Origin of the sequence: Acinetobacter haemolyticus, assembly GCF_003323815.1 — a bacterium.
Classification (GTDB): domain Bacteria; phylum Pseudomonadota; class Gammaproteobacteria; order Pseudomonadales; family Moraxellaceae; genus Acinetobacter; species Acinetobacter haemolyticus.
Genome location: NZ_CP030880.1, coordinates 2,482,144 through 2,497,029, shown reverse-complemented (window position 1 = coordinate 2,497,029; position 14,886 = coordinate 2,482,144). Strand labels below are relative to the sequence as shown.

Annotated in this window: 17 protein-coding genes and 3 tRNA genes; 13 read left to right on the top strand and 7 right to left on the bottom strand. The window is 38.6% G+C overall.

Translation table 11 applies throughout. The features are described from left to right. Positions 1–22 precede the first annotated feature (22 nt). Together DS737_RS11415 and DS737_RS11410 are read right to left on the bottom strand one after the other, a co-directional pair. Entirely contained in the window at positions 23–1,474 is a 1,452-nt protein-coding gene (locus DS737_RS11415; protein ID WP_113997565.1) for an aldehyde dehydrogenase, read from the bottom strand. 37 nt (positions 1,475–1,511) lie between these two features. Next, positions 1,512–2,351 carry a p-hydroxycinnamoyl CoA hydratase/lyase gene (locus tag DS737_RS11410; RefSeq protein ID WP_004638285.1) on the bottom strand — a complete coding sequence of 280 codons (840 nt, stop codon included), beginning with the start codon at positions 2,349–2,351 and terminating at the stop codon, positions 1,512–1,514. 261 nt (positions 2,352–2,612) lie between these two features. On the opposite strand from DS737_RS11410, the gene mhpT reads away from it, so the two are divergent. The 5 genes from mhpT to DS737_RS11385 all read left to right on the top strand — a co-directional run bounded on the left by mhpT (position 2,613) and on the right by DS737_RS11385 (position 6,276). Beyond that, positions 2,613–3,845, top strand: coding sequence for a 3-(3-hydroxy-phenyl)propionate transporter MhpT (mhpT, locus tag DS737_RS11405; protein WP_005081692.1), 1,233 nt, complete (start codon positions 2,613–2,615; stop codon positions 3,843–3,845). Positions 3,846–3,915: 70 nt separating this feature from the next. After that, complete coding sequence (locus tag DS737_RS11400; protein ID WP_005081694.1) at positions 3,916–4,374, top strand: MarR family winged helix-turn-helix transcriptional regulator; 459 nt, start codon at positions 3,916–3,918, stop codon at positions 4,372–4,374. Between the two features lie 150 nt (positions 4,375–4,524). Beyond that, the gene (locus tag DS737_RS11395) at positions 4,525–4,932 is read left to right on the top strand and encodes a J517_1871 family lipoprotein (RefSeq protein ID WP_407641391.1); all 408 of its coding nucleotides are present in this window, start codon (positions 4,525–4,527) and stop codon (positions 4,930–4,932) included. 75 nt (positions 4,933–5,007) lie between these two features. Next, positions 5,008–5,625: a MarC family protein gene (locus DS737_RS11390; protein ID WP_004638289.1), complete on the top strand. Its 618-nt coding sequence runs from the start codon at positions 5,008–5,010 to the stop codon at positions 5,623–5,625. Positions 5,626–5,760: 135 nt separating this feature from the next. Next, positions 5,761–6,276, top strand: a complete 516-nt coding sequence (locus DS737_RS11385) for an acyl-CoA thioesterase (RefSeq protein WP_004638290.1) — start codon at positions 5,761–5,763, stop codon at positions 6,274–6,276. Positions 6,277–6,401: 125 nt separating this feature from the next. Here DS737_RS11385 and DS737_RS11380 read toward each other — a convergent pair whose 3' ends face one another. Further along, complete coding sequence (locus tag DS737_RS11380) at positions 6,402–6,590, bottom strand: hypothetical protein (RefSeq protein ID WP_005081698.1); 189 nt, start codon at positions 6,588–6,590, stop codon at positions 6,402–6,404. 470 nt (positions 6,591–7,060) lie between these two features. Between DS737_RS11380 and DS737_RS11375 the strand changes: the two genes are divergently transcribed. The 4 genes from DS737_RS11375 (at position 7,061) to DS737_RS11360 (ending at position 9,832) form a co-directional block, all read left to right on the top strand. Continuing rightward, positions 7,061–8,077: a CobW family GTP-binding protein gene (locus DS737_RS11375; RefSeq protein ID WP_113997564.1), complete on the top strand. Its 1,017-nt coding sequence runs from the start codon at positions 7,061–7,063 to the stop codon at positions 8,075–8,077. 60 nt (positions 8,078–8,137) lie between these two features. Next, positions 8,138–8,668, top strand: coding sequence for a YaeQ family protein (locus DS737_RS11370; protein ID WP_005081702.1), 531 nt, complete (start codon positions 8,138–8,140; stop codon positions 8,666–8,668). 36 nt (positions 8,669–8,704) lie between these two features. Then, entirely contained in the window at positions 8,705–9,046 is a 342-nt protein-coding gene (locus DS737_RS11365) for an FKBP-type peptidyl-prolyl cis-trans isomerase (RefSeq protein ID WP_004638294.1), read from the top strand. 390 nt (positions 9,047–9,436) lie between these two features. Continuing rightward, positions 9,437–9,832, top strand: a complete 396-nt coding sequence (locus tag DS737_RS11360) for a hypothetical protein (protein WP_026056310.1) — start codon at positions 9,437–9,439, stop codon at positions 9,830–9,832. A 66-nt stretch (positions 9,833–9,898) separates the two neighbouring features. Here the strand turns inward: DS737_RS11360 and DS737_RS11355 are convergent. Then, positions 9,899–9,984, bottom strand: a tRNA-Leu gene (locus DS737_RS11355). Positions 9,985–10,182: 198 nt separating this feature from the next. On the opposite strand from DS737_RS11355, the gene DS737_RS11350 reads away from it, so the two are divergent. Further along, on the top strand, positions 10,183–11,982 hold the full coding sequence (locus tag DS737_RS11350) for an alkaline phosphatase D family protein (protein WP_113997563.1): 1,800 nt from the start codon (positions 10,183–10,185) through the stop codon (positions 11,980–11,982). A gap of 123 nt (positions 11,983–12,105) precedes the next feature. Here the strand turns inward: DS737_RS11350 and DS737_RS11345 are convergent. Together DS737_RS11345 and DS737_RS11340 are read right to left on the bottom strand one after the other, a co-directional pair. Further along, positions 12,106–12,191 (bottom strand) — tRNA-Leu (locus DS737_RS11345). Positions 12,192–12,199: 8 nt separating this feature from the next. Further along, positions 12,200–12,273, bottom strand: a tRNA-Cys gene (locus tag DS737_RS11340). Between the two features lie 152 nt (positions 12,274–12,425). On the opposite strand from DS737_RS11340, the gene folD reads away from it, so the two are divergent. The 3 genes from folD to DS737_RS11325 all read left to right on the top strand — a co-directional run bounded on the left by folD (position 12,426) and on the right by DS737_RS11325 (position 14,404). Next, positions 12,426–13,274, top strand: a complete 849-nt coding sequence (gene folD, locus DS737_RS11335) for a bifunctional methylenetetrahydrofolate dehydrogenase/methenyltetrahydrofolate cyclohydrolase FolD (protein WP_005081710.1) — start codon at positions 12,426–12,428, stop codon at positions 13,272–13,274. 50 nt (positions 13,275–13,324) lie between these two features. Then, positions 13,325–13,993 (top strand): class I SAM-dependent methyltransferase, encoded by a 669-nt coding sequence (locus tag DS737_RS11330; protein ID WP_005081711.1) that lies wholly within the window; start codon positions 13,325–13,327, stop codon positions 13,991–13,993. Positions 13,994–14,119: 126 nt separating this feature from the next. Continuing rightward, positions 14,120–14,404 carry a GNAT family N-acetyltransferase gene (locus tag DS737_RS11325; RefSeq protein WP_005081713.1) on the top strand — a complete coding sequence of 95 codons (285 nt, stop codon included), beginning with the start codon at positions 14,120–14,122 and terminating at the stop codon, positions 14,402–14,404. Positions 14,405–14,460: 56 nt separating this feature from the next. On the opposite strand, the gene DS737_RS11320 is transcribed toward DS737_RS11325, so the two are convergent. Further along, on the bottom strand, positions 14,461–14,883 hold the full coding sequence (locus DS737_RS11320; protein ID WP_004638300.1) for a hypothetical protein: 423 nt from the start codon (positions 14,881–14,883) through the stop codon (positions 14,461–14,463). Positions 14,884–14,886: the final 3 nt, after the last annotated feature.

Genomic DNA, 14,886 nt, shown 5'->3' with positions numbered 1-14,886 from the left:
GTCGGTATTCGCATTAGCCTGACTAAATCGGGTAATGACGTGATTGGGTTTGAATGGTAATCCAGCGTAGTTCGGTAAATTCGGCAACAGAGACTTTACTACCAAAACGTCCGTAACCACTCGATTTTGTTCCACCAAATGGCATTTGAGCTTCGTCATGTACGGTTGCGCCGTTAATGTGACAAATACCCGAATCAATTTGTTGAGCCACTTCCAGTGCTTGTGAAATATTTTGACTAAACACTGCCGAAGAAAGGCCGAACTCGCTGTCATTTGCCAGTACTACGCCTTCTTCAATGCTTGAAAAACGTTGAACTGTGCATACAGGTCCAAATGATTCTTCGCGGTAAAGCAGCATGTCAGGTTTAATATTGAGTACCAGCGTCGGTTGCATGGTGGTGTCTTCAATATGAATACCTAAAGGTAAGTCAGCACCTTTGTTTTGAGCATCTTCCAACAAATGCTGAATACGGTTTGCAGCGCGGCGACTTTCTAAAACACCGAGTACATTGTCTTTTGAGGTTGGATTACCTGCTCGAATAGAGCGAGTTTTTTCAATCAGTTTTTCAATAAATTGGTCGGCAATTTTGTCTTGAACCAAAACACGTTCGGTCGACATACAAATTTGCCCCTGATTAAAGAATGCGCCAAAAGCAACAGCATTTACGGCTTCATTAATGTCTGCGTCATTTAAAACCACGACAGGGGCCTTACCACCCAATTCAAGTAAAACAGGTTTTAAATATTTAGCCGCAGTCTCGGCAATAATTTTTCCGACTTTGGTTGAACCGGTAAAATTAATGCGCTTCACTGCTGGATGAGACACTAAGCGCTCCACAATTTGTGGTGCATCTTCGGCGGCATGCGTAATCACATTCACGACACCTTCACCCAGACCTGCTTCATGTAACACTTCACCAATGAGACGATGTGTTGCTGGGCAGGCTTCCGATGCTTTTAACACAACCGTGTTGCCACAAGCCAAAGGCATAGCAAGTGCACGTGTTGCCAAAATGACAGGCGCATTCCAAGGTGCAATTCCTACAATCACACCACAAGGAACTCGCACACCCATCGCAAGATTGCCTGGCACATCTGATGGAATCAGACTTCCGTCAATTTGTGTGGTCATGGCTGCGGCTTCACGTAACATGTTGGCAGCAAGGTGAACGTTAAACCCATACCATGTCGCAGTTGAACCTGTTTCTTGCATTCCAGTTTCAATGAATTGCTCGGTTTTTTGGTCCATTAAGTCGGCTGCTTTTAATAAGCGTAAACGGCGTTCGGTAGGCGAGAGTTTCGACCATACTTTGAAAGCTTGTTGTGCCGAATCGATTGCACGATCAACATCTTCCAAAGTTGCAGCAGCGGCTTTGCTCGCTACTGATCCATCAATGGGACTGATACGCTCAAAAGTTGCCTGATTTGATGCATCAACAGATTGACCGTGAATAAGTAACTGTACATTTTGCATGGGTTGTGTCCTTACATTGCCATTAAAGAATCAAAAGTTAACCAGTACGTTTATAACTCTGTAAACCCGGTTTAATTGATTTTTCATCTAAAAATTGTTTCAGACCTTGTTGACGACCATTTTCGGTATCGCGGTGGATACATTGATCTAGCTTGGCATATAAGTAATCTTCGTTTTGATCCCAAGTCAGTTCACGACAACGCTTAAAGCCATTTTTAGCGGTTCGAAGTACCACAGGATTTTTCTCAAGTAAGCAATTCGCAAGTTCCGTTACTTCGGCTTTTAGCTGTGCTAAAGGTACACTTTTATTCACTAATCCCATAGTTTCAGCATCTTTACCACCAAATGTTTTACCCGTCATGATGTAGTACAAAGATGCGCGATGCCCTACGGTATCTGCCATTGCTTTACTTACAAGGTTACCCGGTGGGATCCCCCAGTTGATTTCAGATAAACCGAAGGTCGCTTCATCTGCTGCAATCGCAAGATCACAAGCGACTAAAGGTGAGAAACCGCCTCCAAAACACCAGCCGTTGACCATGGCAATGGTTGGTTTTGAATACATGCGAAGAAGTTGCCACTGCCAACGACATGAGTCACGGCGAATGCGTTCTTGAAAAATCTCAGGTTGAGTGTCGACTTCACGGAAATATTCCTTCAAATCCATACCCGCTGTCCAAGAGTCTCCAGCACCTGTGAGCACCAGAACTTTAGCATCTTGATCAAGCTCAAGAGCCTCAAGCACATCAATCATTTCACGGTTAAGTGTTGGACTCATGGCATTCTTTTTTTCTGGGCGATTTAAGGTAACCCATGCGATTCCATTTTCAATATTAACCTCTACGGTTTCCCAGCGATTTTCATATGTCATGGTCATACTCCTTGAAATGACATTAGCGTGTTCTGTGATTTAATTTAATATCAGTTAAACTTACATTCAAGTCTTTTTTAATATTTTGATTAAATATTTTTTAAACATATGAAATTTAAAATAAATAGTTTATATATTAATTTTTTTATAAAATATATTGAAAAAAATATTGCATTTTAAGTAAGTTTAACTGATATTTTTAGGGTGTTTAATAAACAATACACAAAAAGGGCTGAATGGATAGATTGGTCGAAAAAGGATAAGGTAATGGAAAAAGTATTTGGACAGTCGGGCAGTGCAAAATTAACCTTACTGCTCTGTTTTGCAATCGCAATTTTTGAAGGTTTTGACCTTCAATCAATGGGTGTCGCCGCACCACGTATGCGGGCGGAATTTATGTTAGACAATGCTCAAATGGCTTGGGCATTTAGTGCTGCAATTCTTGGAACACTTCCAGGTGCAATTTTGGGTGGTCGATTAGCAGATATTGTAGGTAGAAAAAAAATTCTGATCTTAAGCATTTTATTATTTGGAATTATGTCGTTACTCACAGCTTTTGCGGCTGATTATAATTTACTATTGCTGATTCGCTTTTTAACTGGTTTGGGGATGGGTGGTGCGTTACCTATTATGATTACCATGGCATCTGAGGCTGTGTCAGATCAATATAAGGGAACAGCAGTCAGTGTGATGTATAGTGGTATTCCGTTTGGAGGTTTGCTCACTTCGGTTGTGGCAATGTTATTGGCAGGGGATAGTGAATGGCGGCATATTTTTTATATTGGCGGCATTGCTCCCATTTTATTGATTCCTTTAATTATTAAATATTTGCCAGAATCAAGTGATTATTTAAAGCGTAAAACACAACATCAAACAGCCATTCCATTTTTTGAGGTTTTATTTGCAAAAGAACGTCGTATGTCTACGATTCAGATATGGATTAGTTTCTTTTGTACACTCGTTGTATTGTACTTCTTACTGAATTGGTTGCCATTGTTGATGGGCGCGCAAGGTCTGTCAAAGTTCGAAGCCAATTATGTTCAAATGGGTTATAACATCGGCGGAATTTTTGGATCGATCTTAATGGGCATGATGCTCGATAAGCTACGTATGAGCTTTGTGATTAAATTAATTTATACTGGCATATTACTGTCATTATGCTGTTTATCTATTTCTCCAACAGTTGCTTTACTTGTCCTTTCAGCAGTGGGGTGTGGTCTATTCATTGTCGGTGGGCAGTCTGCCTTATATGGTCTTGCTGCGATGTATTATCCAACTGAAATGCGTGGTACTGGGGTTGGTTCAGCAGTTGCAATCGGTCGGATAGGTTCATTTGCAGGACCTTTGATGGCAGGCTTCCTATTATCACTTGGTCAAAGTTCAACAATCGTGATTGGTGCAAGTATCCCCGTTATTCTTATTGCTGCGATTTCTGCTTTGTTGCTTGTCAAAAAGCCTAAACAGCCTGTACATTTAGTACAAAGCACAAGTGCTCAGTAAGTTGCAACTTTAGTAAAGTATGGAGCAGTAGCTTCATACTTTTTGTTTTTTTTATGATGAATGATGATTTATGGCACGTTCAAATATAGTTCCAACAACAATTCAAGATGAACCTAGACTAAGTTATATGATCGCCCGTGTTGATCGTATTATTAGTAAACATTTAACAGAGCAATTAAAACCATTGGACATTAGCCTGCCACAGTTTACAGCATTATCTGTGTTGGCATCTAAGCGTAATTTATCTAATGCTAAACTTGCTGAACGCTCCTTTATTAAACCCCAATCGGCAAATAAAATTCTTCAAGATTTATTTAGTAATGGATGGATTGAAAAAACGCCAGATCCGACTCATGGGCGTCGTATTTTGGTGACACTGACGGATCAGGGGCTAAATAAGTTACATGAGTGCAATATTGTGGTTGAAAAAATCGAAGAGCAAATGCTGCAAGGTATTGATATTAACTTGGCTTATTTGATTCGAAATAACTTAGAACAGATGGTAAGTAATTTAAAAATGGATGAATAAACAACTTATGATTTGAGTAACTTTAAAACTGCATTGCAAGAACAGTTACACATCCCATACCCGGTGTATACATACCCTACAATTTATACCGCTTTCGGCTATGGGAAAATAATTGTAATTGTTTACTTTTTTATTATTTGGGTGTTGGTTGTGAAGTATATTTTTTTATCAAGTATTTTGTTTTTTGGACTTGTCGGCTGTACTTCGATTACGACAATGTCATCTGAACAATTTAATCAACTTAGCACGACACAACTTCCATTTTCTGGCAATTGGTCAGGGCAAGTCGGAGAAGCATCCGCGGTACTACATTTAAATCGTCAAGGCCATGGAAAACTTTGTATTGATAATAGCAAAGAAGTCATGTCGTACCGAGTAAAATTAGTGAATGACGTGCTCTATAGCGATCAAGGTCTAAAGTTTAACGTAAAATCGATCAATGCATCACAAGCCAATCTGCATATGCGTATGCTCGGATTGGGTGTAACATTTGAATTAAATAAAGATGATGCATTAAACAATGTAACGTCTAATTGTAAAACGTTTATAAATTCCTAAACGATTTAGTGTCTATTCATCTAATCTGTCAAAATCTAAAATCATTTAACCTTTGCTGCCAATAAAGAGTTATTTATGTTATCAGCGCACGTTCATGCATTTGCTTTATTTTTCTCATTGCTAAATCCTTTCCTAATGAGTGTTTATATGGTGGGGATGATTCGCAATACCGATGCTAAGATATTTAACAAGGCCTTGATTCAGGGGAGTTTTATTGCTTTAGCTGTATTTATATTGTTTGCTTGGGGTGGGGAAAGTATTTTTAGTCGTTATTTGAATGTGCGTTTTGAATCATTCCAAATCTTTGGTGGTTTAATCTTTTTGGTCATTGGCTATCGTTATGTGTTCCAAGGTGCGGAAACAATTGGTGAAATGCGCGGTGCGCCCGAACATCTTGCTGGAACTATTGCGATGCCATTTATGATCGGCCCAGGAACGATTAGTGCTGCTGTTGTTACAGGGGTTACTGTGCCTTTTATTAGCGCGGTTGCTGTGATTACACTCACTTTATTTTTGACCTGTAGTATTTTGATTTTAATGAAATATGGGCATGATCATTTACGATATAAACATGCCAAATACATTGACCGCTATTTTGATATTGTTGGTCGTTTATCTGCATTGCTGATTGGTACGATTGCGGTAGATATGATTGTCAATGGAGTAACAGGTCTTATCCAATCAACACAATAAAAAAATAGATAATTGAAACATCGATTTTAGGGATTAAATTGAGAGACTAAATCAATGAAATTTAGTCTCTCTTTCTACTAATTATGGCGCATAATATTCAATAAGAAAGAACGCTTTTTTTGTGAGTCCTTGTCTATGAATCCATTAGACCAAATGAATCAAATTCCTGATGATCAATCAGAGCTCACGATGTCAGTACTGATGACACCTGACATGGCCAACTTTTCAGGCAATGTTCATGGTGGTGCGATTCTAAAGTTGTTGGATCAAGTGGCGTATGCATGTGCCAGTCGTTATTCAGGAAGTTATGTTGTTACGCTGTCAGTAGATAAAGTAAATTTCAAAGAACCTATTTATGTGGGTGAGTTGGTCACATTCTTAGCAAGTATCAACCATGTAGGACGTACCTCAATGGAGGTCGGGATCCGAGTGGAAGCACAAAATATTCAAGATCGTACGATACGACACACCAATACTTGCTATTTCACAATGGTTGCGGTCGATGAGGAGCGTAAACCGAAACAAGTTCCGCCTTTAAACTTAAACACAGACTGGAAACGTTGCCGTTTTGAGGCTGCTGAACAACGCAAAGAAATGCGTTTACAAGAGGTGCATCAGCCTTCATGTAGTATTTTTAAGTCCTCTTCTTAAAAATGATATCTATAAAAAAGATCGAACCGCAGCATGGTTCGATCTTTTTTTTGTTTATTATGAAATAGGGTCAAATCATAATAAACCGATTTAAAAGCAGAGGTAAGTTTTAAATCTATGTCGTATTAGTTTGCAACTGGTGCTGATGCTGGAGCAGCTTCACTTGATGCATCAGTAGCTGGTTGTTCTTGAGTAGAAACAACAACACGCTCGTCAGTCTGAGCTTCAGTTTGCACTTCATCAGCAGTTGCAGCGAAAGTTGTAGCCGCAGCAAGTGTAAGTGTTGTCGCAAGAAGAGTTTTGATAAGTTTCATTGTTGGCATCCTTAATTTCAGTTTCAATAAAAACAGCCTAAATTTGTAGATTAACCACGAATCTAGACATGTGCTCCATGCTATGTGCCAAAGTTAATTGCGGCAATGTTCTTAACAATCTATTACGTTGATCTTAACAATTCGCAAAGTTACTCATGTTTATGTACTTACTCTGTAAACCCTGAGCAAAGAATTCAGAATTAAAATGTATGAAAATATGTTTTTTTGGATAAAAAATAAACTAATTATTTACGCAGATTAAACATTTAATAAGAGTTGATAAGATTAACTTAATTGGATAATTCATTTATATTTTAATTTTAAATATGGATATTAGATCGCTAATGTGATTTATATCACTTTATGCTTTATTAATGTGGTTATTTTAAAGTTTGTAATTTTGAGAGGAAAATTTTATTTCTACAATTTTCCGCATTACAATTCCTTAAATTCTTATTCTTGAGTATGTCGTGAAAATTATTGCTCGCAAAGCAGTTCCAACTCATATTATTTCTGGTTTTTTAGGGGCGGGTAAAACCACGCTATTGCATCATTTATTGACCCAAAAACCGAAAAATGAGGTTTGGGCAATTCTCATGAATGAATTTGGGCAAATTGGTGTTGATCAACAACTGATCACACAGCAGTCAGGTTATGCAGTCAAGGAATTATTAGGTGGCTGCTTGTGTTGCAGTAGTCAGTTGCCTATGCAGATCGCGTTATCTCGATTACTGAGTGAAAGTAAACCAGATCGACTGTTTATTGAACCAACTGGGTTGGGGCATCCAGCGCAACTTTTGGAGCAGTTGACTGAACCACATTGGCACAGTAGCTTGGATATGCGTGCATTGGTGGTCGTGGTTGATGGTAGCCGTTTACATGACAAACCATGGGTGCAACAGCATCTTTATACCCATCAATTAAAGGCTGCACAAGTCGTTGTAATTTCGCACAAAGACGGTATGAATGATGATGATCAGCAAGCCTATATTCAATTAAAACAAGAATATCAAACTTATGTGCAGTCTTGGATTGAAGCTGAAAATGGGCAAGTTCCACTTTTACAGCTTGATTTACCTTTAGTGCCAGTGCAACGCAAAGTTCAGCCGTTACTGCGTCAGCAAATGACTCAGCAAAATCAGAGCGAGACGCAAGAAATCAAACAGCTCCCTTATCATTATGTAGAAACAGCTCAAGGCTATACCGTAGCCGGATGGAAGCTGCCGAAACGATGGCAATTCAAGTTTTATGATGTCTTAGATCTATTATGTACACAGCAGGATTGGATTCGGATCAAAGCAATCTTTTATACCGATCTGGGCTGGAAAAGTTTTAATTTTAATCCTGAGCAATTCAATTATAAATCTACAGAGGAAAGTATTGATAATCGAATCGAAGTAATTATTCAGGATTCAGTTCAACATGATTGGTTATTATTTGAAACGCAGTTGTTGGCTTGTCGCGTAGATGGCTTAGAATCAATATGAATCTCCGCATTTATTGAGCAAAATAGAGTATGCTTAGCGCCAAATTTGAGGACATGATTCATGGCGCTAAAAGCAACGATATATAAGGCAGATCTTAATATTGCCAATATGGATGATCACATTTACGCGGATTATCAATTAACACTTGCTCAACATCCTTCAGAAACCATTGAACGTTTAATGGTTCGTATTCTGGCTTATGCTCGTTATGCTGATGAGCAATTAGAATTCACCAAAGATCTATTTGAAACAGATGAGCCAGCCTTATGGCAGAAGGATTTAACGGGTTTATTAGAAAAATGGATTGAAGTGGGTTGTCCCTCTGAAGATAAAGTGAAAAAGGCAAGTGCACGATGCAAACGTGTTGCGATCGTTACTTACGGAAGTCAAGCGCAAGATTGGTGGCAAAAAAACACTAAAATCAAAACATTGAACAATGTTGAAGTTTGGCAATTGGCAGCACCAACCAGCGAAGCATTGGAACAATTGTGTGAACGAACGATGCAATTACAACTCAATATCATGGATGGGGAGTGGACTTTGTTAAGTGACAAAGGACAGATCGATATCCAATGGCAACAGTTACAATAATCTTCGATAGTATCTATTTCGTTTGGAGAGATAAAAATGAGTGCAGAATTACAAATTATTGATTTGAAAGTTGGTGAAGGTAAAGAAGCTGTCAAAGGGGCATTAATTACCACACACTACACAGGATGGTTGGAAGATGGAACACAGTTTGATTCCTCACTTGATCGTGGAAATTACTTTGAAACAGTGATCGGCACAGGACGTGTAATCAAAGGCTGGGATCAAGGCATTATGGGAATGCGGGTCGGTGGAAAACGTAAATTGATCGTACCTGCACATCTTGCGTATGGTGAGCGTAAGATGGGAAAAATTATTCCTGCCAATTCAAATCTAATTTTTGAAATTGAGCTTTTTGATGTGAAAACTCGCGACGAATAGCTTGTCTGATCGTTGATCGACATTACGTGATTTAGTTTCATGATGATTCTAAATCACGTTAAAAATCATAAATATAAGTTTAAAAAAGCTATACCGATTATTTTTATACAAGATTATGATTTTACATAATTTTTCATTTATCTGATTTTTATCACAGCCTAAGAAAAAAAGATTGATTCTATAAAATTGGCTATATATCTTTGAGATTAAAGAGCAAATTTTTTAAATGATAATAACTTGCCTAAAATCAACAGTTCTGGTCTTTCAAAAAAAATTGCTCATAAAGTTGTAATCAACGTGTGGTCCACAAACGCTGAAGGCAATTTAGATTATAAAAATGCGGTATTAAGCCAACAAGTCATAAAAAATTTTGAATGGGTAGAACAATATATGAATGATTATTTGGATATCACGGCATCTGAGCTATTGAGAGAATTACATCACTTCTTCTTGATTGATACTTATGATGGTGCTGAAACAGGTTTTTGGGTGAATGAAAAAGCATTAATTGATAAACATTATTGGCTTGATGGTGAGCATAAAGTTGAAATTGTCAGAGAACAAAGTGCAACCCATTTACATGCCCAACATAGCTATCGAATTACTTTATTGAATCAGGATGAAGGCGATGTTGTTTTATTAAATTATGATGGGGTAAACAAAAAGGTACTTACTTTTCGGCGCGGGGAGTGGGTAAATCGCATGTATAAATATTTTTATCAAAAAGAACGCCATTATTTACAACAGCTTGCTGAGCATCCCAATTTTCAAGTGATTGATTATTAAATTTTAGACATAAAAAAACCAGCTTACGCTGGGATTTTTTAGCACCAAACTTCACTTGTTGAAGAATGGTGCCCGAGGCCAGACTCGAACTGGCACGCTTTGTGGGCGGGGGATTTTAAATCCCCTGTGTCTACCGATTTCACCACTCGGGCATGAGCGCAATAATAGAGGACACTTTAAAACTTGGCAAGTATAAAACTGATTGTTTGCTTTCTTTTCAATCAATTCATGTGTTTATCGGATAAAACTAGGCTGATTTTCATCATTTATTCATCAAATTGAGATCAAAGTTTCATATCAAAGACTTATTTTTAGCTATTTGTAGTGATAAAAACTAAGGTAGCTATCCAATGACAGCAAAAATTTCACGACGGGAACTGATTCAAAAAAGTTTATTTGGTTTTGGGGCTCTATCTTTATCCGCCAGTTTAACTGGATGTAATAACAGTTCGGATAAAGAAAACCATTCGCTGAAAGTCAGTTTTGATCATGGCGTTGCAAGTGGTGATCCATTGCAGGATCGTGTCATTTTATGGACTAGATTAACGCCGAATGATGCGAGTGCACGTTTACAAGTGACTTGGCAGATTGCGTTAGATCAACAATTTAAACAAATCATCAAAACCGATAAAGTCATCACCACAGCATCGGATGACTTTACGGTAAAAGTTGATGCAACGGGTTTGAAAGCGGACCAAAGTTATTTTTATCGCTTTATATTTGGAGACAAGATTTCTCCTGTTGGGCAAACTAAGACCTTACCAACCAGTACTTCTAAAGTCAGTTTTGCGGTATGTTCATGTTCTTATTATCCAGTCGGCTATTTCCATGTGTATCGTGAGATGGCTAAGCAAAATGTAGATGTAGTGATTCATTTGGGTGACTATATTTATGAGTATGGCACAGATGGTTATGCAAAAGATGAAGCGGTTCGTAAACTTGAAGCAGATAATAATACAGAAATTCTTAAAATAGATGATTATCGCAAGCGTTATGCGCTCTATCGTAAAGATAAAGATCTGCAGGCATTGCATCATCGTCATCCATTTATTGTGATTTGGGATGATCATGAGTTAGCCAACGATGCGTGGCGAGAAGGGGCTGAGAATCATACAGAAGAAACACCAAACGCAAAGAATGAAGGTAAGTTTTTAGAAAGACAATTAGCAGCTTTACAAGCTTATTTTGAGTGGATGCCAATTCGTCCTGTCGATAATCAACATATTAAGATTTATCGTCAATTTAACTTCGGTGGGCTTGTCAATTTAATGATGTTGGATACCCGTATTATTGCGCGTGATGAACAGTTGAACTATTTAAAATTTATAAATCCAATGACAGGACAATTGGACACGGTTGCATTTCAAGCAGCTCTATTTAACTCTACCCGATCAATCTTAGGGCAAACGCAGCGAGAATGGTTACTGGGGGATAAAGAGAAAAATATAATCGGTGTAATACAAAGTTCAAATGCAACGTGGGATGTGTTGGGGCAACAAGTTTTGATGACCAAGATGCTCGTTCCAGCAGAGTTGTTACAGGCTTTAGCTGAAATTACCGCAGGTAATCCAAGTGACGATACATTAACCAAAATGCAAGCACAGATTAAAGAACTGGTCACTTTAAAGATGCGTTTAAAACAAGGTGATCCAACTTTAACGTTACAAGAAAAAGCACGTGTCCTAACGGTTGCACCTTATAACTTGGATGCATGGGATGGTTATTTTGCTGAGCGTGAAATGCTGTATGGCACTTTGGCGCAATTAAAAAAGAAAATTGTTGTGTTAGCAGGGGATACTCACAATGCGTGGTCATCTAACTTATATAGTCAAGATGGCGCTTTTGTTGGTGTTGAGCTCGCAACCAGTTCGGTATCTTCACCGGGTATGGAAAAGTATCTCAATATTCCAACCGATCAACTACAACAATTTGAATTTGCATTTACGACCTTAATCGATGAGTTGAACTATTGTAATTTAAACCAGCGTGGTTATTTGATGGTTGAGTTTGATGAAGCAAAAGTTCACTCAGAATGGATTTTCGTTGATTCAATTAAAAAAACGGAATATCAACTTGATACTGCTAGACAATATCGGTTGGATCTAGATGTGGATTTATTGCCGATTCAAACGAATCAGCAAGTCGCATAATCATTTGACTCGAAAAGCCAAGGCGTTGCACTTGGCTTTTGTTTTTTGATTTATTAAATTTCAGGTATAAAAAAACCAGCTTACGCTGGATTTTTATTGCACCAAACTTCAGTAGTTGAAGTATGGTGCCCGAGGCCAGACTCGAACTGGCACGCTTTGTGGGCGGGGGATTTTAAATCCCCTGTGTCTACCGATTTCACCACTCGGGCTTTACCAATGGAGGCGGAGGTCGGAATCGAACCGGCGTACACGGAGTTGCAGTCCGCTGCATGACCACTCTGCCACCCCGCCATCTCTTGGTGATGCACATATTAGCAATCTTTAGAAAAAAAACAATAGTGTTTCTAGCGAATATGCACATAAAAACAACATCTAAAAGAATATTGCTCAAATTATCATGTATTATTTACGCTATTGATTGATACCCACTTTGGAGATGCGCTGTGGCATTGGTTTTAGACGGTCGTGCATTAGCAACACAAATCGAAGCTGATTTGTTAGTACGTGTAGAAGCATTAAAAGCAAAATCGGGACGTACCCCAATTTTGGCAACAATCTTGGTTGGTGATGATGGTGCATCTGCAACTTATGTACGTATGAAAGGTAATGCGTGCCGCCGTGTTGGAATGGATTCACTTAAAGTAGAGCTTCCAAAAGAAACCACCACAGAACAATTATTAGCTGAAATTGAAAAATTAAATGCAAATCCTGATGTACACGGTATTTTGCTTCAACATCCTGTTCCAGAACAAATTGATGAAAGAGCATGTTTCGATGCAATTTCATTAGAAAAAGATGTCGACGGTGTAACCTGTTTAGGTTTTGGTCGTATGGCGATGGGTGAGTCTGCTTATGGTTCAGCAACGCCAGCAGGTATCATGACGATTTTGCAAGAAAACAAGATTGAAATCGCAGGTAAACATGCGGTTGTTGTTGGTCGTTCAGCGATTTTAGGTAAACCAATGGCAATGATGCTATTACAAGCCAATGCTACCGTGACGATTTGTCATTCACGTACTCAAAACCTTCCTGAGCTGGTGAAGCAAGCTGATATTATTGTGGGTGCAGTCGGTAAGGCTGAATTAATTCAGAAAGACTGGATTAAACAAGGCGCGGTTGTGGTCGATGCTGGTTTCCATCCACGTGAAGGCGGTGGCGTAGGTGATATTCAATTAGTCGGTATTGAAGAAGTTGCATCAGCTTATACACCAGTTCCTGGTGGTGTAGGTCCGATGACGATTACCACATTGATTCGCCAAACAGTAGAAGCTGCTGAAAAGGCTTTAGGTTAATATTTTAACCCCTCTAATATAGAGGGGTTTTTTTCAAGAATTAAAGAACGATGAGCTGTACATTCCAATTTGCGAAAGCGCCTGAGCAATTGCTAAAAGCACTACATGAAGTTATTCCAAATACTGATTTATTGGCTCAACAACTGCCAGAAACTCCAATTTCCTTATGGTTGATTCCACCTGTATTTCCTACTGATCGCTTAGACGATGAGGTTATTCGACGAATTTGGAATGAAACACCGTATTGGATTTTTTGTTGGGCATCGGGTTTGGCGATGGCACAGTGGTTATTGGCAGAACCCCATCACGTCAAAGATAAAGTGGTGTTAGATTTTGGGGCAGGCTCAGGTGTTGTTGCAATTGCGGCAAAGATGGCAGGCGCAAAACGAGTTATTTGCTGTGACATTGATCAAGTGAGCTTAGCGTCATGTCGTGAAAATGCATTACTGAATAATGTCGAACTTGAATATTTAGATGATTTGTATAAATCTGAACAAGTCGATGTTTTGCTTGCAGCTGATGTGCTCTATGATCAGTGTAACCGATTTTTTTTAGATGAATTTTTGAAGTTTGCGCCTGAAGTCTGGGTTGCAGATAGTCGAGTGAAAAACTTTAGCCATCCACATTATATTAAGTTGGATGAGCGGAGCGCGACAACGTGGCCTGATTTAGATGAAGCCAAAGAGTTCAGAAATGTAAGCTTTTATCGAACTAAGTGATTGGCTCTACTTGATTTAAAATATCAAAACTCAACACAATCCTATGGTATAGCATGTTAAAACATGTAGTGATTTAAGTGATCTTATAATTACACCAAATCAAACAAAATAGAGCAGGAGAGTGGCATGGATATTCAGCAAACAGATGATGGCAAACATGGTGTTTTTAAACTATTGGATGGTGAGGTGATCGCTGGCGAGATGGCTTATACATGGGCCGGCGAAGAAATGCTCATCATTGATCATACTGATGTAAATGAGGATTTTCGTGGTCAAGGTATTGGCCGACAACTTCTTGATGCATTAATCGAATTTGTGCGTCAGCGTCAGGTCAAAGTTATTCCGCTGTGTCCTTTTGCAAAATCTGTATTTGATAAAGATTCATCTATTCGTGATGTATTAAAAGCATAAGTAAAATAGGATGTATTTAGTTCTGATCTATATACATCCAGTTTCTGATGAGTTAATTATGAGCAGGTATAGCGAACAACAGTTAGCGTTGTTGGTTTAGCTTCAAGTGCCTGACGAGTTGCATAGCCAGTCGTATTATTAAAATCTGGTGAGTTCGATAGACCAAAAGTTGCGCGACTGTTACCGAGCTGAACACCATATTGTTCTTGCTTGGTTGGGTTCATGATTTCATTGGTACTGAGAATGTTTAATTTATAATTTCTCTCTGCACCGAGCACTTGTTTACAGGCATGTTGGAGTTTTTTCTCATCTAGATTTGCATTGCCACGGGCAGAAAGTGTATATGCAATTGTTGCGGAAGTTGCTGTTTTACTTTCAATTTGATAACCCTTTTCACCATTATATTGATGTGAAGTGCTCTGACACGCAGTAATTAAAAGTGTACCGCCCACAATAAAAAGTAAATTGGTTTTTTTCATTTC

Excerpts from the sequence above, each read along its gene's own strand:
- DS737_RS11390 (WP_004638289.1), top strand. The coding sequence starts at position 5,008 with ATGTTATCAGCGCACGTTCATGCATTTGCTTTATTTTTCTCATTGCTA.
- DS737_RS11385 (WP_004638290.1), top strand. The coding sequence starts at position 5,761 with ATGAATCCATTAGACCAAATGAATCAAATTCCTGATGATCAATCAGAG.
- mhpT (WP_005081692.1), top strand. The coding sequence starts at position 2,613 with ATGGAAAAAGTATTTGGACAGTCGGGCAGTGCAAAATTAACCTTACTG.
- DS737_RS11410 (WP_004638285.1), bottom strand. The coding sequence starts at position 2,351 with ATGACCATGACATATGAAAATCGCTGGGAAACCGTAGAGGTTAATATT.
- DS737_RS11350 (WP_113997563.1), top strand. The coding sequence starts at position 10,183 with ATGACAGCAAAAATTTCACGACGGGAACTGATTCAAAAAAGTTTATTT.
- DS737_RS11415 (WP_113997565.1), bottom strand. The coding sequence starts at position 1,474 with ATGCAAAATGTACAGTTACTTATTCACGGTCAATCTGTTGATGCATCA.
- DS737_RS11330 (WP_005081711.1), top strand. The coding sequence starts at position 13,325 with ATGAGCTGTACATTCCAATTTGCGAAAGCGCCTGAGCAATTGCTAAAA.
- DS737_RS11380 (WP_005081698.1), bottom strand. The coding sequence starts at position 6,590 with ATGAAACTTATCAAAACTCTTCTTGCGACAACACTTACACTTGCTGCG.
- DS737_RS11370 (WP_005081702.1), top strand. The coding sequence starts at position 8,138 with ATGGCGCTAAAAGCAACGATATATAAGGCAGATCTTAATATTGCCAAT.
- DS737_RS11325 (WP_005081713.1), top strand. The coding sequence starts at position 14,120 with ATGGATATTCAGCAAACAGATGATGGCAAACATGGTGTTTTTAAACTA.
- DS737_RS11400 (WP_005081694.1), top strand. The coding sequence starts at position 3,916 with ATGGCACGTTCAAATATAGTTCCAACAACAATTCAAGATGAACCTAGA.
- DS737_RS11365 (WP_004638294.1), top strand. The coding sequence starts at position 8,705 with ATGAGTGCAGAATTACAAATTATTGATTTGAAAGTTGGTGAAGGTAAA.
- DS737_RS11320 (WP_004638300.1), bottom strand. The coding sequence starts at position 14,883 with ATGAAAAAAACCAATTTACTTTTTATTGTGGGCGGTACACTTTTAATT.
- DS737_RS11360 (WP_026056310.1), top strand. The coding sequence starts at position 9,437 with ATGAATGATTATTTGGATATCACGGCATCTGAGCTATTGAGAGAATTA.